We start from the raw sequence: 17,962 nt of genomic DNA on the forward strand, positions 1-17,962 counted from the left end.
ATAAAAACGCCACTTACTGTGGCGTTTTTTTTGCTTAACAGAAACTCAAATTAAGCGACTTTGAATTTGTTTATTTTGTGCTATTAATACGTGACTTTAATAGAGGCCTTAAATCCTCAGGCAACCAGCGCATAAGTAAATCGTTATAAGCCTGCGTTTTTTTAATAACTTTAAGCTGCTCATTAAGAATAGCGATGTCTTTTGCGCCTTGCTCGTTTTTAGTACAACCAATAAAGCCATAACTGAGCGCTGGAGATTCGGTTAATGGACGCTGCGTTAAGTTTTCTTCAAAGTGCATTGATTTAGCTAAATAGTAATGCTCGCTTGGGTAACCCAGCAAAATATCAATTCGTTTTAGGTTAAGCATATATGTAAGGCTCGCTAGGCTATCGCGTGTGGGTCTAATTACTAAATCAATGTTGGGTGTACTGTTTATTAAAGTATCTATCTCTTGGCCGTAAGAGCGGCTCATAGAAACTCCAAGAGTTAGTTTTTTATCTTGTATTAAATTGAGTAGTGATACTTCTTTTGATTCCGCTATATTTAGCGCTTTGGCCAGCTTTTTATGCATTGCTATTGAAGGCGAGAGGCCTGTTGTTGAGCTTTCTTCTGTGAAATAAATATGCTCTTTTCTGTAATCATTTTTATAAAGCGATAACGCACAAACATTATTTGAAGTATTAGACAGCTCTTGAATTACTTTACCTGAGGGGATAAGCATGCGGTTAAAGGTAATATTAGGAAGTTGTTTTTCAAGTAAAGAAATTATGCTTTCGTCACGGCCTTGGTGTTGATATTGACCATTTAAAATATAATAGGGTGCAAAATCGTGCGCTAGCCAGTTTATGGTTCTAGCATTGCTTATTGAGCTCAGACAGAAAAAAAGTAAGAAAGTTAAAAATATACGGAGCATTACAACAGCTACCAGTAATTATTATTGTAAAACTATTGTAACCAATAAAGGGCTAAAAAGTAAAATGCCAGCAACAAGGCTGGCATAATATCTTATCAATAATTGCAATAATAGAATGGCAATTAAAGTTATATGTTGCTTAGTTAGCTTTTAGCCACTTAACAAACTGGCGTGCATCACTCGCTTTTTGAAATAATGCATTTTTTAAACCTTGTGTATCACTGAAGATTACACGATGTTTGTTTACTGAAATTGATTGCACTGGATGTGCTATTTGGATCATAGACCCGTTATATTTATAAGACATAATAAAACTCACTTTATTCTTGTTATTTATTCTGCGCTATATTTGTATAGCAAATTGCAGTCAATAAATTAACGATGTTGTGTTTAGCTTCATTACAGTGTTGACGATCTTTATGACACTTTTGCGATGATAGTAAAAAATCATCTCGGTATTATTCAAGGGGTTCTCGCCGTACAATAACTTAGCTTTCAAATATACGTTTTGCGGGGCTTACTGGATCAGGGTAAATGGTTAACCGCGGCGGTTTCTTTAAACCAGAGAGGGAAGGTAACTTATATATAAATTGTGTGCAAGCTATTTATTATAAAAATATTTATAATAAATCTTATCAACTGCTTACAAAGCCCATTTTTAGTTACCAAAGGATAAGTATGAATTACCTAATAGTGAGTGATATTTATGGTTTAACCCCTGCTTTAAGTAAGTTATCACAGGCAATTAGTTCAAATTTAGTGATTGTTGACCCATACAATAACAAGATTCAAGCTATTGAAAGTGAACAAGATAGTTATAATAATTTTATACAGCAGTGTGGCCATGACAAATACACGGACAAACTTCTAGAATGCTTTGAGAGTTTAAAAGTGCCGACCACATGTATTGCGTTTAGCGCAGGGGCAAGTGCAGCATGGCGGGCACAGTTATTAACAGGCAATACACACCTTAAAAAGTTAATTGGCTTTTATCCGTCGCAAATTCGTAATTATTTAGCGTTAGATGCAAATGTACCCTGTGAATTCATATTCCCAGAAAGTGAGAGTCACTTTAATGTTGATGAAGTTATTAAAGCTTTAAGCACCAAAGCGGGTGTTAAGTGCTATAAAACCAATTTTTTGCATGGTTTTATGAACGAGTACTCAACCAATTTTAATGCGCAAGGGCTGGTTGAATATAGTAGCTATATAAAACAGAGCAGCCGTTAAAGCGTGTTTAGCTGCTTTTTATTAATATCAGGAAAATCAGTACGGGTATTATATTTTGCATACAGCGTTGTAAAAATGCTGCTGCCGGATAACTTATCTAACTCTTTTATAAAGGTTTTAGCACTAGAACGAGCGGGTCTACAGCATGTTTGATACTGTTTTATTATACCCGCGACAGATAAACCTTGTTTTTGTAGCTTAAGGTCGGCCTGTGCAAAAAAAGCCGCACCCGTCCAATAAACACGTTGCTGGGCGCGTTGTTTCCACATATCGGCAGAGAGCTTATTAAGTGGCTGTGTTTTAGTTTTGGTTTGCAGGCGGGCACGATCAAATCCTGCATTTAAACGTTGTACAAACTGTGGCTGGGTGATTATACCGCTGTCACGCATTATTACGTTTTGCATATAACTGGCAAAACCTTCGCTTAGCCAAAAACCGGAGTAGGGAAGTAGCGGCAAATATAAATGCGAAAGTTCATGGTATAGCGTCCAATCTTTAGTGAATGCATTTAAACTGGCGTAGCGATCTATATGTAGTTCAATCCCATCGGGGTTATTGCGCTTAACTGTAGCCCAAGGTACAGGCTCAAAAGCAAAGTATTGCGGTTTTAAATAAATAGGCAAAGTGGTTTGCTTTAAAGGCCCCAGTGTATTTTGTGTTTTTTCAACACTTTGATTAACCCATGTAGACACCGTATTTTGAGCATTACTTGAGAGCGAACTAAGGTTATGTATGACTACTTCAGCGGCTAATACGTTAAAAGAGCTGATTGATAGTAGCAGTACAAAAAAGTATTTCATTAAAATGCTCCACTGTAATTTAATAACTGGTACGCCAGGCTTAATATACAAGACCAACTAAATGGATAAATAATCACGCCTAATTCTTTATTTTTTAAAATGATAGTAACTATAAAAGTACAAATACAGACACCTCTAGCTAAGCATGGTTTAATCAATTAATCGTTATTTTAAGTTAGGTTTTAGCCATGACGTATCAGCATATTCAAGTTCCTGAGCACGGCCAAAATATCACTATTGATGAACAAGGACATTGGCAAATACCGTTAGAACCTATCATTGCTTTTATTGATGGCGATGGCGTGGGGCTGGATGTTATGCCGGTGATGCGCCACGTTGTTGATAGTGCAATTGAGCATTGTTATAAAAGTGCACGGAAAATTCATTGGATGCAAGTTTATAATGGCGAGCAGGCCGCAAAGCTGTATGACGGTGACTGGTTCCCGCAAGAAACAATTAACGCGGTACGTGCCTGCAAAATTGCCATAAAAGGGCCGTTAACCACACCACTGGGTGGTGGCTTTCGATCGCTTAATGTTGCACTCAGGCAAGAAATGGATTTGTTTGTAAATATGCGCACTATAAAAGGCTTTAGCGCACTTCCTTCTCCTTTAAAAAATCCTTTTTTAACAAACATAACAGTGCTTCGTGATAGCAGCGAAGACGTGTACTCAGGTATTGAGTGGCAAGCAGGCAGTGTAGAAAGTGAAAAAATGCTCGATTTTTTATGTGAGGAAATGGGCGTAACCCGCTTAAGGTTTTCACAAGAATGCGGTATTGGTATTAAAAATATATCTAAAGAAGGCTCTGAGCGACTAATGCGCTTTGCCATTAACTATGCACTTAAAAACGATAGTGAATCATTAACGCTAGTGCATAAAGGCAATGTACTTAAATTTACCGATGGGGCATTTAAGCGTTGGGGGTATGCACTTGCACAAAGCGAATTTAATGCCACTGCACATGAAAATGGGCGTTGGCTGCAAATAGAGCGAGTAAATCAAGCACCTCTAATTATTAAAGAAGTTATAGCCGACAACATGCTGCAGCAATGTTTAATGCACCCAGAGCAATTTGATGTAGTGGTGACGACTAATCAAAATGGTGACTTTTTAGCGGATATGCTGAGCGCACAAGTTGGCGGTGTTGGCATAATGCCTGCTGCAAATTTAAATAACGATGTCGCATTTTTTGAGCCTACACACGGCACGTTTGAACGTATAGCAGGGCAAAATAAAGCAAACCCCAGCAGTAGTATTTTAAGTGCGGTATTAATGCTTAAATTTATGGGATGGGACGAGGCCGCATTACTAATAGAAAATGCGTTAGAGCAAACATTTAAAAGCGGTGAAGTAACCTTTGATTTAGCGCAAGAGCAGAGCGATAACTCAAGTATTCATAACTCGACAACCTTAACTTGTACTGGCTTTGCAAAGAAGGTTATCGAGCACTTTTAAACACATTCATTATTAAGCTGCTGAGGCAGTTTTTACTCTGTGCATGCAAGGGCGGTTGGTTAACTGCGCTGCACGATGGTAAATCTCATGTGCTTGAGGTTCATCGCACTGCGTACCACTAAGCGTATCCATTAACGCAACAACAATAATTGCAGGAACCTGGCAGCAATATTCGTCTAAAACGGCTTCTGTCGTTTGTGCATCAACATGGCAAAGTGGGTGGTTTTTAAGTTGGTATGCGTTTAGCAATGTATCCACTTCTAATACATCATTTGGTTGGTGCTTTGTTTTACGGCATTTACAACCAAACTCATCAACTAAAGTAGCTAATGCTTGGTAAGTTTCAGTGGTGTTAGTTTTTGCGCATAACTGCTCTTCAATAAACTGATGTAAGTTAGCATCAATAAATAACCCGTCTTGTTGTGTGAAGCTTGATGTTGTCATAATTATTACTCTTAGTTTGTTGGCTTAACTTCACTCTAGCGCTAAGTGTATTATTAATGAAATTGTTGTTTTCAATAACTGACATTGATTTAATCAATAGTAAGTTTTAAAACTAAATAAAAATAGAAAACATACCTAAATTATACTAATTAATTTGGTGCAGAGCGGTAAAAACGTGCACAAAACTGGAACAAGGGGATTAGTTGATGAGTTAAGGTGGATGCTTAGTTAATTGTTTTTATTGAATTTTAATTGTTTTATGAAGTTGGTACTAAGCTTGCTAATCTTACACTGTAGGTAGACTCCTATATCGACGATTTCCAAAAGCGCCATGGTATTTTCCCAAAGTTGAATACCACGGCGCTTTTTTATTTTGAGCATTTATTTTATTTAGTCGTTACAGTAGCAATAACAATAGTAATATTAAATTTTAATAAAGTAGGGAATAGCCACTAAAATAGCGCCTACAATCAACAGCATGCTAACACTGCTCATAAAATACGGAAATACCAATAGCGACAAACCAATACAAAGCGGTACTACGGCTTTTTTTCTTCGCCCGTAAGTAAGGTAGCCAATACCTATGCCTCCAAACAAAACACTCCACGCAATTATTGATGCACTATCCATTTGTAAATTACCTATTTTGAAATACTGATTTAAATTACGACCGACATAGCCAGCTTTTCAATACCATGTGAAGGGATCCATCTTTTAAATTCCACGAAGCCATGCTTTTTATATAAATTTATTGCAGGAGTATTAGCAACCGCAGTCTCCACTATTGCATGAGAAAAATCATCCATTGCTAAAACATAACTTATTAGCTTACTTGCGATACCTTTTTTAAAATGACTAGGATCAACGGTTAAACTGCAAATATCTAAATACTCGTTGTTTGTATCTACTTCTATAACGGCTGCTAAACATTCATTTTCGCTGTAGCCATAAAAGGTTGTTTCTGATTTTTTTATACCTTTAATATTACGCGCTAAAGGAGGAAAGTTATGCGCGCCGATCAGTTTAGCCTCTATAGCGTAGGACTTTTGAAAGACAGCAAAAATTATATTTGCAATATCGTTATTCTTATTATTAAGTTTGTTTATCATTATATTCTTCTAATGAAAGTAAAGCTTGGACAGTATGCGCGATAGTAAAATACCTGGTGCTTGATGTGATGAAAATAATAATTTATCTATCTGCAATCGTTTTAGCAAACGCTAATAACTCACGCCTTAACCATTGGTGCGCCGTTGCATGGTGCAGCAGTGGGCTCCATATCATTTTTACTTCAATAGGCACTATTTGAAATGGTACAGGGCTGATTACCAAATCAGTATGAGAGGTTAATAACTTAGCTTGCCTGCGCGGTAGGGTGGCAATAAGTTGCTCTGATTGGCAAAGCAGGCTTGCGACCATGTAGTGGCGAGTAAAAACACGTATTTTACGGGTTTGTTCTAGTTGCCAAAGCGCTTCATCTACCCAGCCTAATTTTTGTTTTCCTGATTTATTAGTAACAGCGGCTTCAGGCCCCCAGCCGGCACGATTTACCCAAATATGCTCTTTTTTTAAGTAGTCGTCTAACCCTGATTGTTGTAAAAATGTATTTTTAGGATGGGTTAAACAACAGTAATTATCGCGCCATACACTGGCTTGATGAAACGAGCGTGGCAAACCATTAAAGCGATTTATTGCTAAATCTATAGTGCCTTTTTCCATGTCTTGCAGGTTTATGTCGCTTGGACTTAATACATCAAAATTAATACCGGGATTTTTACTAAGCTGCGCAGTTATAAAAGGGGCTATTAAGGTCGACTCTATGTAGTCATTTGCCATTATTCTAAAGGTAACTTCAGCGGTTGCAGGGTTAAATTGCTCACTAGGCTGCGTAATAGCTTCGGCCATTTTTAAGAGCGCCTCAACTTCAGGCTTTAACGCAAGTGCCTTTGCCGTTGGCGTCATAGAGCCTGCGGCACGCACAAGTAGCGGGTCGTCAAATAAATCGCGCAAACGTTTTAATGCGTTACTCATAGCCGGTTGCGTAAGCGCGAGTTTATTTGCAGCTTTCGACACACTTTTTTCATCTATTAACACATTTAAATAAACGAGAAGGTTAAGATCGACATTTCTTATATTCATATGGGCGTGTTGGCCTTTCAGGGTTGAAATTTGTTCAATCTAGGGGCGATTTAATCGCGGCGCGAGGTTTGCCACCTAGTGGGCTAAGTAAAAATCGAGCAACAAAGAGTTAATCGTCCCTAGAAAGAACCCTATGGGCAGTGTGTATTTGGCCTTTATGCAGCGTTAAAGTACATTTATGGGGAGCCACCACACTACATGTACTTTGCCTTGCTTATAAACCAAATACACGGCTGCAAAATTAACCTCGAAAGGTCAATACGCCCAATAAATTCTATTTATATGGTTTATTAATTATCTAAATTAAAGCCTGCTTGCTAAGGTGTAAACAATTAATAAAAATAACCGCCATAACTGGCATCAATATAAGTGCTGTATTTATGCAAAATAGGCTAACACATCAATCTAATAATACGCTGCAAAACGTTATTGCCAGTAAGCTTGCACGATCTGTTTTTGCTGGATTTGAGGCGATGTTTTCGCAATTTTTAAATATTACACTGGGTGCACAAAGCCGTTTTGAACAACGACAGTACCATAGTGTGCAAAGTGCTATGCGTGAACGTTTACAAGTGTATGAGCGCGAAGTGAAAAACGTGAGTGAAGCCGTGAGAGTTATTGCTTATGCTGAGCTTACTTGCCCGCAAACGTGGCAGTTAGCTAAAAATATTTACGGCGATATGGTACAAAATCACGAAAACAAACCTATTGCGCATACTTTTTTTAATTCAACGTTTGGCGCAATTTGGGACGATAAAAAAATTCGTACTGTGCATTTGTTTGTATTAAAAGCAAAGTATCGTAGTGAGCCGCGCTCTTATGAAAGCTTAGTGAGCAGGGTATCGCTACATAATGGGTTTAATAACGCCGTTAAAACGCTTATCACTAATCAAGTATTTAGAGTGCCGTTTAGTCATTTAGAACTTGATGTAGCCACATTACAAAGTACGTTAATGCAAGGCGCTAAGCAGCAATGCAAACAGGTGTACGAACTTATAAATTTAAACGACGGTTATATTGAATACGCCAACTCATTATTTTTTAGAAACAAAGCCTGTTATTTAATTGGGCGCTGCATTGCTAAAAATGGCGACAATATGCCTTTTGCTATCGCTATTTTAAATACCGATGAGGGACTAAAGCTTGATGCTGTAATGATGGGCGCCGATCAATTAAGTTTATTATTTGGCTTTGCACGCACCTATTTTATGGTTGATACCGATAAGCCCGCTCGTTATGTAGATTACTTAAGTGTGTTAATGCCACACAAACAACGCTTTGAGTTATTTAACGCCATTGGTTTTATAAAGCACGCCAAAACTGAGTTTTATCGGTATAAGGTCGATACGACTAAAAATAGCCCAGCCAACTTCAGGTATGTTAAAGCGCCAGGTACGCCGGGTATGGTAATGCTGGTATTTACTATTGAAGGGCTAGATTACGTTTATAAAGTAATTAAAGACAAATTTAGTGCGCCAAAAACAGCCACCAAAGCACAAGTGATAGACAAGTATAACTTTGTAAAACAAGCCGATAGGGTTGGTCGTTTGGTAGATACGCACGAGTTTAGATATTTAGCGTTTGATTTAAGCCGTTTTAGTGATGAATTGCTTGAGCAGATGAAAAACCAAATTGGTAGCAGTATGGTTATATCGGGTAAGGCACTCATTTTAAAGCACGTTTATGTTGAGCGTAAAATGACCCCGCTTAATTTATATATTAACCGATGCGATAACAAAACCTTAGAGAGCGTGATGCATGACTACGGTAAAGCAATTAAAGAATTAGCTAGCGCTAATATATTTCCGGGCGACATGCTAATGAAAAACTTTGGCGTAACGCGATGGGGGCGAGTGGTGTTTTACGATTTTGACGAAATTTGCCCACTAACCGATTGCAACTTTAGAGACGTTCCACAAACCCAAAATGCACTCGAAGAGCTAAGTAGTAACTCGTATTTTGATATAGCTGAAAACGATATATTTCCGAGCCAATTTAAGGTGTTTTTTAGTGCCAACGATATTGCGTTTAATTATTTTAATAATGAGCACAGTAACTTGTTTTTAGCGACGTTCTGGCAGGATTGTCAGCAACAAGTACATAATGGTTATCTACCCGATGTTTATCCTTATAAACAAAGTTGGCGCTTTTGAGGTTGTTTGAATCTGTGTTCATCCCCATCTATATGTTATTACAGTTTTTAAACTTGGAGCAACAATGAAATATATTTCTCATGAAGATGGCAACCTTGCATTTAGTGAAACCGAAAAGCCGGTTTTAAAGAGCCATGAAGTACTTGTTAAAGTTGCAGCAATAGGTGTAAACCGTGCAGACAGTATGCAGCGCCAAGGTAAATACCCGGCCCCTGCGGGAGATAGCCCTATTTTAGGTTTAGAATGTGCGGGTACAGTTACTGAGCTTGGAAAAGATGTAGATAAAAGCTGGCTAAACAAGCGTATTTTTACATTGTGCTCTGGTGGTGCTTATAGCGAATATGTAGCAGTTGATGCAAAACAGCTTATGGAATTACCCGATGATGTAACAATGGCTGAAGGCGCTGCAATAAGCGAAGTGTATTTAACGGCATTTGGCGCGTTATTTGAGCTTGGTAAATTACAAAAAGGGCAAACAGCGCTTATTCATGCAGGTGCTAGTGGTGTGGGCGGTGCAGCAATTCAAATGGCTAAAAGCGCAGGTGCTACCGTAGTTATTACCGCTGGTACGGATGATAAATGCCAACACGCAAAAGAACTCGGTGCCGATCATGCAATTAACTACAAAACCACCGACTTTGTAGAATATATGAAAGCAAATGAGTTAACAGCAAATGCAATTGTAGATCCTGTTTCGGGTAGTTACTTAAATAAAAATGCCGCTATTGCAGCCATGGATTGCCAAATTGTGATGCTTGCATTTTTAGATGGACGTTTTGCAGAGGTTGATTTTGCGGCGCTTTTACAAAAGCGTATTTCGTTTCATGCCTCAACGCTTAGAAATCGTAGTATTGAGTTTAAACGTCAGGTGCGCGACGACTTTGTAGCGCGTTTTTACAATGATATTGCCACTAAAAAGTACGACTTTAACTTGTATAAAACATTGCCTTGGAGCGACGCAAACGAAGCCCATGCTATTTTAGAGCGTAATGAAAACGCAGGAAAAGTGGTTTTACTTGTAGAGTAACTCTTTAATTTTAGGGTTTAGCCCATATACTAAGCCCTATAAAAAACACTTAAGGTTTAATAATGAATCCAATACTAGCAATACTTAAAGAGCGCAATGTAAGCGACGAAAAAGTAAAAGCATTGTTTGAAGCGTTTACTCAAAACCCAATGATGGCAATGGCGCTTGTTCAAGAGCTTGGTATTCCGCCAGAAAAGCTACAGCAACTAATGGCAGTCGTGATGACTCAACCGCATCTTATTAAAGAAGCGACTGACGAACTTGGTTTAGATTTTGAAAAAGTAAAAGAAGCGAAAGAAAAACTAAATCAATAATTTGTTATGTCATGAAACAAAAATAAATAAAAAAGCATAAGTATTTACTTATGCTTTTTTAGTTGGCTTATTCTTTTATGACTACTCTTTTGGAAGTAGTACGGTGTCGATAACATGAATTACGCCGTTGCTTGCTTTTACATCAGCTTTTACAACTTTAGCGTCATTTATCATTACGCCCATGCTGTCGGCTTTAACCATAACTGATTGGCCTTGTAGTGTTTTCGCACTATCTACCTTCATTACTTCGGCTGCCATCACTTTTCCAGACACTACGTGATAAGTTAATACCGCCGTTAGCTTATCTTTGTTTTCAGGCTTGAGTAACATTTCTACAGTGCCTTCAGGTAATTTAGAAAATGCAGCATCTGTTGGTGCAAAAATAGTAAAGGGTCCTTTACCTTGCAGTGTTTCAACTAAACCTGCGGCTTTAACAGCAGCAACAAGAGTAGTGAACGAACCATTTTCAACGGCTACTTCAACAACGTCTTTTTTCATACCATGATGATCAGCATAAGCCATTGTAGTAAATCCAAGGCTTGCAGTTGTAAACAATAATGCAGTAGTAATTTTCTTAAACATTTTATTTTTCCTTTAAGTTAATACCCGTTGGTTTCGTTAAATGTTACGACGCTCTAAATTTAATCGATCAATTAAAATTAGTAGTCAACATGTTTTGTTACATCATTGATTGAACTGCAGCTAAATAGCAAAGTCATATAAACAGTTACTTAATTAAAGACTTGTTCAATTGAAGGGAATAGGCATGAAATTAGTTTATAAGTTTTGGAAAAACAACCGCTCTCTTATCGTATTTATTGCACTAATGAGCGTATTTAGAAGCGCTGTAGCCGATTGGTACGAAGTGCCAACAGGCTCTATGAAGCCAACAATTCAAGAAGGTGACAGAATACTTACCGATAAAATGGCCTACGATATTCGTGTCCCATTTACGCATATAAAACTACTTAAACTAGCGGACCCACAAACCGGTGATATTATTGTTTTTGACTCACAAGCTGCCGATAACCGTTTAATTAAACGTGTAATTGGTGTGCCAGGAGACACCGTTGCGCTTGAAAATAATGAGCTCATTATTAATGGTAAAAAACTTAATTATGCAGATCAGCAAAGCAACATAGACTCGCTTGATAAAATCGAAGATTTAAACGGGTTAGCGCATTCGATAAGAGTGGCAAATATTCCTTCACGTTTATCGGGCTTTGACGCAATTACAATTCCTGATGATTATTATTTAGCAATGGGCGATAACCGCGACAATAGCGCTGACTCGCGTGTAATAGGTTTAATTCCGCGTAATGAGTTATTAGGAAAAGCAGAGCGCGTTATAGTCTCACTTGATTACGATAACTATTACTTACCAAGAAAAGACCGCGTATTGAAAAAGCTCAATTAAATAAGATAATTAATTTTATAGTTAAAATATATAAGCTTGGTAAGAACACTACGCTCTTGTTCGGTATTTAATATACGACTAAACATTACTTTAGCCCATAAAAAAACCGCTGACATATCAGCGGTTTTTTTATTGTATGAGTAATATTACATTACGCGCATACCAGGCTCTGAGCCGTCATCTGGGTTAAGAATATAAATTTCTTTTCCGCCAGGGCCTGCTGCTAATACCATGCCTTCAGACATACCAAAGCGCATTTTACGAGGCTTAAGGTTAGCAACCATAACGGTTAGCTTGCCTTCGATATCCTCAGGTGCGTAAGCTGATTTAATACCCGCAAACACTTGGCGAGTTTCGCCGCCTAAATCAAGTGTTAGCTTAAGTAGTTTATCTGCGCCTTCTACGTGCTCTGCTTTAGCAATTTTAGCTACGCGTAGGTCTACTTTTGCAAAATCATCGAACTCAATCTCGTCGCTAATTGGCTCTTTTGCAAGTGGGCTGTTAGGGTCAATTGTTACTTTTGGTGCTAAGCTTTCTTTAGATTCTTCAACCATTTTGTTCACTTTATCCATTTCAACACGTTGCATTAACGGTTTAAATTTATTGATAGGGTGGCTTACTAGTGCATTTTGAACGCCGTCCCATGCAAGGTCGTCATTTAAAAACGCTTGTACGTTGTCTGCCATTCCTGGTAGCACGGGTTTTAAGTAAGTAATTAAAACGCGGAACAAGTTAAGACCAAGAGAACACACTTCGTGTGCTTCTTGTTGCTTAGTTTCGTCTTTAATTAATACCCAAGGCGCTGCGCCATCAATAAATTGGTTTGCTTTGTCGGCAAGCGCCATTATTTCGCGAATTGCGCGGCTGTAATCGCGGTTCTCGTAGTGTGTTGTAATGCTCGGTGCAGCAGCTTGAAACTCTGCTAACAGCTCTGGTTGCATAATAGTGTTGCTTAGCTTGCCATCAAACTTTTTAGTAATAAAGCCAGCACAACGGCTCGCTATGTTGACTACTTTACCTACTAGGTCTGAATTTACGCGCTGTGCAAAGTCTTCTAGGTTTAAATCCAGATCAACAATACCGCTGCTTAATTTTGCTGCGTAGTAGTAACGTAAGTATTCTGGGTTTAAGTTATCTAAATAAGTACGCGCTTTAATAAACGTACCCTTTGATTTAGACATTTTTTCGCCATTCACAGTTACAAAACCATGAGCGAATACGTTAGTTGGCTTTCTAAAATTAGCGCCTTCTAGCATTGCTGGCCAAAATAAGCTGTGGAAGTAGATAATGTCTTTACCAATAAAGTGATAAAGCTCTGCGTCTGAACCTTCAGCCCAAAACGCATCAAAGTCGAGGCCTTTTTCGTCACATAGGTTTTTAAAACTCGCCATGTAACCAATAGGTGCATCTAACCAAACGTAAAAATATTTGCCTGGTGCATTTGGGATTTCAAAACCAAAATAAGGTGCGTCACGGCTAATATCCCACTGTTGCAAGCCATCGGTAAACCATTCGTCTAGCTTGTTAGCCATTTCTTGTTGAATAGTTCCCGAGTGTAACCACTCTTTTAGCATGCCTTCAAATGCTGGCAGGTCAAAAAAGTAATGCTCAGAATCTTTAAGTACAGGCTCAGCACCTGACATTACAGAACGCGGGTTAATAAGTTCGGTAGGGCTGTATGTAGCACCACACGAATCACAGCTATCGCCGTTTTGGTTTTCAGACTTACACGTCGGGCAAGTACCTGTTACAAAGCGGTCTGGTAAGAAAATACCTTTTTCTGGATCAAATAATTGCGAAATAGTGTGCTTTTTAATATGACCGGCATCGTTTAGGCGGTTATAAATAAGTTCGCTTAATTCTTTGTTTTCTTGGCTGTGGGTGCTGTGGTAGTTATCAAATTTGATATTAAAGTCAGCAAAGTCGCGTTGGCGCTCTATGCTCACTTGTTTTACCATTTCTTCAGGCGTGATCCCTTGCTTTTGCGCATTAAGCATAATTGGCGTGCCGTGGGCATCGTCTGCGCAAACATAATAAGCTTCGTGGCCTTGTAGTTTTTGAAAACGTGACCAAATATCAGTTTGAATATATTCCAATAAATGACCTAGGTGAGTAGGGCCATTTGCATAAGGTAATGCGCTGGTAATCAGGATCTTTCGCTGCGTCATAATCATTCCGAATTGAGGATAAAACGCCGTTTTTATTATACAAACGGCAATTATCATTAATTTATCTACAAGCTATCTGCTTAGAGTGCGCACAGCTTATGGATTTTTATTAATTGACTGGTGTTAATGCCCTGAATGTTACATAATTCCGTGGCACTTTTCATCAAAGAAACGCTATTTAATTGCTATGTTTGGACTGTCGAAACTATTCTCTTCTAAATCGGTGCAAAAACAACCGATTATAACTGCCTTAGCGGCATATCGTAGTGCGGCTTTTGCCGTCGGTATTGACGAAAGCTTCATTGATACTATTACTCAAAATGACGATAAATCACTACACATTAAATTAACTCTGCCATTTGCTGGGCAATCAGAAATGCCTTTAGTTGAGCAACACGTAAGTGAAAGCTTAAATGTGCCTGTAACAATTAGCGCCAAGGTTATCATTAAAGAGGCGGCTAAGTTTAAAGCGATTAAACATATTGTACTTATTGCCTCAGGCAAAGGTGGGGTAGGTAAGTCGACTACTGCTGTTAACTTGGCAGGCGCGCTTAAAAATGAAGGCGCAAAGGTGGGTATTTTAGATGCTGACATTTATGGCCCATCTATCCCAATGCTTTTAGGATTAGTGGGCGCAGAGCCCGTCACTAAAGATAACAAACAGCTACAGCCTTTTGATGCAAATGGCATTAAAGCGCAGTCAATTGGCTTTTTAGTTCCAAGCGATGATGCCACGGTGTGGCGCGGGCCAATGGCGTCAGGCGCGCTGAGCCAGTTACTTAACGAAACCGATTGGGGCGAGCTTGACTACTTAATTGTTGATATGCCACCGGGCACCGGTGATATTCAGCTTACAATGAGCCAAAAAGTACCCGCTAGCGGCACTGTTATTGTCACTACACCGCAAGATTTAGCGCTAGCCGATGCGCAAAAAGGCATTGCTATGTTTAATAAAGTAAACGTACCGGTGCTTGGCTTAATAGAAAATATGAGCCACTACATTTGCACTCACTGTGGTGAAGCTAACCACGTTTTTGGTAAAGACGGTGCACAAAAACTGGCGCATAAGCACGGCGTGCCTGTACTTAGCCATATTCCACTTGCAATAGATATACGCGAGTATTCTGAGCAAGGTAAACTTATTGCAAGCGATAACGATGCCGCAATAAGCAAAACATACAGCGCAGCAGCAAGGTTAATAGCCAGCACGCTTTATTATCAACAGCATCACAATGCAATTGAAATTGTGATTACGGAAGATTAATAAATAATGAGACTTTCAGACACACATATTAAAGAATACTTAAGCGATGGCCGCATAGTTATTGAGCCTGCACCAACGAGCGAGATGATTTCAGGTGTAACGGCCGATTTACGCTTGGGTAATAAATTTAGAACGTTTAATGCGCATAACGCGGCATACGTCGATTTAAGTGGTCCAAAAGATCAGTTAAATAAGGCCATGGAATCGATCATGAGTGAAGAAATAGTGCTTGATGAAGGTGAAGCATTCTTTTTACACCCAGGTGAACTTGCACTAGCTATTACCCATGAAAAAGTAACTCTACCAGCAGATATAGTAGGTTGGTTAGATGGACGCTCATCGCTTGCGCGTTTGGGTTTAATGGTGCATGTAACCGCGCACCGAATAGACCCCGGCTGGAGCGGTAATATTGTTTTAGAGTTTTACAACTCAGGTAAATTACCACTGGCACTACGCCCACTGATGAAAATTGGTGCTATGAGCTTTGAAATGTTATCGGGCCCGTGTGAAAACCCATACAATATTCGTAAAGATGCAAAATATAAAGATCAAAGCAGCGCAGTAGCAAGTCGTATTAGTGACGATAAATAATCACCAAATATAGGCATTACTCGTCCATTTTATGAAGCGCATAACCCAGTAGCTCAAAATACTGGTTAAGCGCTTCATTTGCTTTATTAATATGCTCACTATTTGGGTATATTAAATTACTACTTTTTAAGCCTCCCACCAAAAAGCTATTTTTTATATATGTGTGGCCTTCAATACAGGCTTCAAAACACCGTGCTGCAAGCTCTTCGGGCATGCTCATATAATTCATATTGTGGGCTTTATCGTGTTCTATACACGTTTGTACAAAGTTATTTGCATCAATACCATCTTCATCTAAAAACACATGTTTATAAAAACTGTTCAAAGCATTATTAAGTGGATGTGATAAATTAGGCGTGTTTGAAAGCCACAATTTTGAGGCAAAGCCAAAGCGTGGTTTTGTTGCAAATAAGTGCTCGCTTATATGATGGTCAAACGCATGGAACCATTCGTGAGCAAGTGCACCACCGCCTGCATTTTTTGCAAGAGCAAGTGTTTGAGAGGCTGCATTATAATGCGCTTGCACGCCTTTTTGACCACCATGGCCAAATGCAAAGTTAAGCTTCCCGCGCAGGCCAATTGCTTTAGGTGGTAAATGCAGTATTTGCGCAAGGTCGGCCAGTGCATCGTAAATTAAATTGGCGCTAATGTAGCGCTCTTCTTTAGTTACCCATTTACCAACGACCATTGACCTAAAGCCGAAGGTATCTCTTATATCGCTAAAGTCGACTTGGTCGTCAAAGCGATAGTCGGGTCCTTGGCGAGTAAAGCCACGTTTTAGTCTGTTAGGGTAGTTACGCATTGCAAGTTTCATATAGTAACGAATTTAATCTAAGTAACGTGCTTTTACGTGCTCGGGCATGTGTTGGGTTTGTTTTTGTATTAATTCATTAAGCGTATTATAAAGTGGTGCGGGATTTAGCTGCTCTATTAAAAACAAACTATGCGCTACAGCCTCAAGTGTGGATAGGCTGTCGGCCCGAGGGGCTTTACGAATAGCATAACGATTTTTAGGTAGCTGTTTAAAACTGACCGTTTTAAATTGATTTAGTAATGTGGTGAGCTGCAAAATTTTGTAGGCTTTTTTCCATGTACCATCAACCACGATTAAATGGGTGATTTTTTTTACATTTGGTTGCTCAGTGTTATCGTCTAAATTTACAGCGTGTTCGTTAGGGTAGAGTAAAACAGTTGAGCTTACTGGCAGTGTTTTTAGTATGGAAAAGTCATCATTATTTTCGCCTTTGATTATTTGGCAATCAGTTAGGCATAAATTGAGTAGTTTAGCGGTATTTTTTGCTATTTTTTCTTCACTCGGGTGCTGTAGAATAATAACCGTAACTTTGTTGTTTATATTTGTAATTGCGTTGCAAATACAGGTGTTTAGTGAAAAGTTACAATGATTACAAAGTGTGCGTGCCATTTAATAAACTTTTTGTTGCCAGTATGATCCTCGCAATTATACATTTATAAGGTAATTAAGTTGGTTTTTTTTACGCATCAATATAAAGTAGTACTATTAAACTGTAACTTACATGGATTGTTTTAAGGGCTTAAAATATGACAGAAATAAATATTGATACATCAGCATTAGAGAGTATGGAATCGTTATTGGGTGAGCAGTTTGCTGATACACTTGATTTTTGCTGCTCAGAGTTTGAACGTTTAGGCTCAGAAGTGTTAGCAACCATTGGTAAAGATAAAGAAGCAGCTATTCGCCACTCCCATAGCTTAAAATCGAATGCGGCGCAGTTTGGTGCTTCAAGCCTTGCTGAAGTATCGCGTGTTATTGAACAAAATTTAAACCTAGATAACTTAGCTGAAGCTATCGACGCATCTAATAGCTTAATGGCTCAAGTAACAGGCTCTCAAGCTAAGCTAAATGAATGGTTAGCATCTCGTTAATTATTGAAGCTGAAACGTGAATTTATTTCAGTATTAAGCACCTAAATTGACTGGCATTTTACGCCTTTACTAGGTTAGTCTAAAGACTCACTAGGGCGTGTTGATCTTTCGGGATTGAATTTGCAACGAGTGTCTGGTTT

At 38.7% G+C, this 17,962-nt stretch carries 20 protein-coding genes; 9 read left to right on the forward strand and 11 right to left on the reverse strand.

Translation table 11 applies throughout. The features are described from left to right. Positions 1-70 precede the first annotated feature (70 nt). On the reverse strand, positions 71-913 hold the full coding sequence (locus H5116_RS00335) for a transporter substrate-binding domain-containing protein (RefSeq protein ID WP_149602820.1): 843 nt from the start codon (positions 911-913) through the stop codon (positions 71-73). A 139-nt stretch (positions 914-1,052) separates the two neighbouring features. Next, positions 1,053-1,220 carry a hypothetical protein gene (locus H5116_RS00340; protein ID WP_002961566.1) on the reverse strand — a complete coding sequence of 56 codons (168 nt, stop codon included), beginning with the start codon at positions 1,218-1,220 and terminating at the stop codon, positions 1,053-1,055. A gap of 371 nt (positions 1,221-1,591) precedes the next feature. Here H5116_RS00340 and H5116_RS00345 point away from each other — a divergent pair, with 371 nt between their 5' ends. Further along, positions 1,592-2,143, forward strand: coding sequence for a hypothetical protein (locus tag H5116_RS00345; protein WP_182695149.1), 552 nt, complete (start codon positions 1,592-1,594; stop codon positions 2,141-2,143). Here H5116_RS00345 and H5116_RS00350 read toward each other — a convergent pair. After that, positions 2,140-2,943, reverse strand: a complete 804-nt coding sequence (locus H5116_RS00350) for a hypothetical protein (RefSeq protein WP_039490175.1) — start codon at positions 2,941-2,943, stop codon at positions 2,140-2,142. The genes H5116_RS00345 and H5116_RS00350 overlap by 4 nt on opposite strands. A 188-nt stretch (positions 2,944-3,131) precedes the next feature. Here H5116_RS00350 and icd point away from each other — a divergent pair, with 188 nt between their 5' ends. After that, entirely contained in the window at positions 3,132-4,400 is a 1,269-nt protein-coding gene (gene icd, locus H5116_RS00355; RefSeq protein WP_182715314.1) for an NADP-dependent isocitrate dehydrogenase, read from the forward strand. A gap of 12 nt (positions 4,401-4,412) precedes the next feature. Here the strand turns inward: icd and H5116_RS00360 are convergent, their stop codons facing one another. The 4 genes from H5116_RS00360 to H5116_RS00375 all read right to left on the reverse strand — a co-directional run bounded on the left by H5116_RS00360 (position 4,413) and on the right by H5116_RS00375 (position 6,983). Further along, a complete protein-coding gene (locus tag H5116_RS00360; RefSeq protein ID WP_002961558.1) occupies positions 4,413-4,844 on the reverse strand; it encodes a hypothetical protein in 432 nt (143 codons plus the stop codon). 423 nt (positions 4,845-5,267) lie between these two features. Next, on the reverse strand, positions 5,268-5,474 hold the full coding sequence (locus tag H5116_RS00365; protein WP_007375422.1) for a hypothetical protein: 207 nt from the start codon (positions 5,472-5,474) through the stop codon (positions 5,268-5,270). Between the two features lie 29 nt (positions 5,475-5,503). Continuing rightward, positions 5,504-5,953 (reverse strand): N-acetyltransferase, encoded by a 450-nt coding sequence (locus H5116_RS00370; protein WP_182695151.1) that lies wholly within the window; start codon positions 5,951-5,953, stop codon positions 5,504-5,506. Positions 5,954-6,035: 82 nt separating this feature from the next. Further along, the gene (locus tag H5116_RS00375) at positions 6,036-6,983 is read right to left on the reverse strand and encodes a LysR family transcriptional regulator (RefSeq protein WP_154903270.1); all 948 of its coding nucleotides are present in this window, start codon (positions 6,981-6,983) and stop codon (positions 6,036-6,038) included. A gap of 380 nt (positions 6,984-7,363) precedes the next feature. Between H5116_RS00375 and aceK the strand changes: the two genes are divergently transcribed. The 3 genes from aceK to H5116_RS00390 all read left to right on the forward strand — a co-directional run bounded on the left by aceK (position 7,364) and on the right by H5116_RS00390 (position 10,477). After that, positions 7,364-9,136 (forward strand): bifunctional isocitrate dehydrogenase kinase/phosphatase, encoded by a 1,773-nt coding sequence (gene aceK, locus H5116_RS00380; protein WP_182715315.1) that lies wholly within the window; start codon positions 7,364-7,366, stop codon positions 9,134-9,136. Positions 9,137-9,200: 64 nt separating this feature from the next. Beyond that, positions 9,201-10,163 carry a zinc-binding dehydrogenase gene (locus H5116_RS00385; RefSeq protein ID WP_024595341.1) on the forward strand — a complete coding sequence of 321 codons (963 nt, stop codon included), beginning with the start codon at positions 9,201-9,203 and terminating at the stop codon, positions 10,161-10,163. A 62-nt stretch (positions 10,164-10,225) separates the two neighbouring features. Beyond that, positions 10,226-10,477 (forward strand): DUF2999 family protein, encoded by a 252-nt coding sequence (locus tag H5116_RS00390; protein WP_182715316.1) that lies wholly within the window; start codon positions 10,226-10,228, stop codon positions 10,475-10,477. 81 nt (positions 10,478-10,558) lie between these two features. On the opposite strand, the gene H5116_RS00395 is transcribed toward H5116_RS00390, so the two are convergent. Beyond that, positions 10,559-11,059: a fasciclin domain-containing protein gene (locus H5116_RS00395; RefSeq protein WP_182715317.1), complete on the reverse strand. Its 501-nt coding sequence runs from the start codon at positions 11,057-11,059 to the stop codon at positions 10,559-10,561. Positions 11,060-11,243: 184 nt separating this feature from the next. Here H5116_RS00395 and lepB point away from each other — a divergent pair, with 184 nt between their 5' ends. Next, positions 11,244-11,894: a signal peptidase I gene (lepB, locus tag H5116_RS00400; RefSeq protein WP_024597614.1), complete on the forward strand. Its 651-nt coding sequence runs from the start codon at positions 11,244-11,246 to the stop codon at positions 11,892-11,894. A gap of 146 nt (positions 11,895-12,040) precedes the next feature. Here lepB and metG read toward each other — a convergent pair whose 3' ends face one another. Further along, entirely contained in the window at positions 12,041-14,062 is a 2,022-nt protein-coding gene (metG, locus tag H5116_RS00405) for a methionine--tRNA ligase (RefSeq protein ID WP_024597613.1), read from the reverse strand. Between the two features lie 187 nt (positions 14,063-14,249). On the opposite strand from metG, the gene apbC reads away from it, so the two are divergent. Both apbC and dcd read left to right on the forward strand, forming a co-directional pair. Continuing rightward, positions 14,250-15,326, forward strand: coding sequence for an iron-sulfur cluster carrier protein ApbC (apbC, locus tag H5116_RS00410; protein ID WP_182715318.1), 1,077 nt, complete (start codon positions 14,250-14,252; stop codon positions 15,324-15,326). 6 nt (positions 15,327-15,332) lie between these two features. Beyond that, positions 15,333-15,917, forward strand: a complete 585-nt coding sequence (gene dcd / locus H5116_RS00415) for a dCTP deaminase (RefSeq protein ID WP_002959670.1) — start codon at positions 15,333-15,335, stop codon at positions 15,915-15,917. Positions 15,918-15,933: 16 nt separating this feature from the next. On the opposite strand, the gene H5116_RS00420 is transcribed toward dcd, so the two are convergent. Next, on the reverse strand, positions 15,934-16,719 hold the full coding sequence (locus tag H5116_RS00420) for a CLCA_X family protein (RefSeq protein ID WP_182715383.1): 786 nt from the start codon (positions 16,717-16,719) through the stop codon (positions 15,934-15,936). A gap of 24 nt (positions 16,720-16,743) precedes the next feature. Then, positions 16,744-17,340 carry a tRNA-uridine aminocarboxypropyltransferase gene (locus H5116_RS00425; RefSeq protein ID WP_182715319.1) on the reverse strand — a complete coding sequence of 199 codons (597 nt, stop codon included), beginning with the start codon at positions 17,338-17,340 and terminating at the stop codon, positions 16,744-16,746. Positions 17,341-17,477: 137 nt separating this feature from the next. Between H5116_RS00425 and H5116_RS00430 the strand changes: the two genes are divergently transcribed. Then, positions 17,478-17,822: an Hpt domain-containing protein gene (locus H5116_RS00430; RefSeq protein WP_002959674.1), complete on the forward strand. Its 345-nt coding sequence runs from the start codon at positions 17,478-17,480 to the stop codon at positions 17,820-17,822. Positions 17,823-17,962: the final 140 nt, after the last annotated feature.

Origin of the sequence: Pseudoalteromonas sp. SG45-2 (assembly GCF_014164115.1) — a bacterium.
In the GTDB taxonomy this organism is placed as follows: domain Bacteria; phylum Pseudomonadota; class Gammaproteobacteria; order Enterobacterales; family Alteromonadaceae; genus Pseudoalteromonas; species Pseudoalteromonas distincta.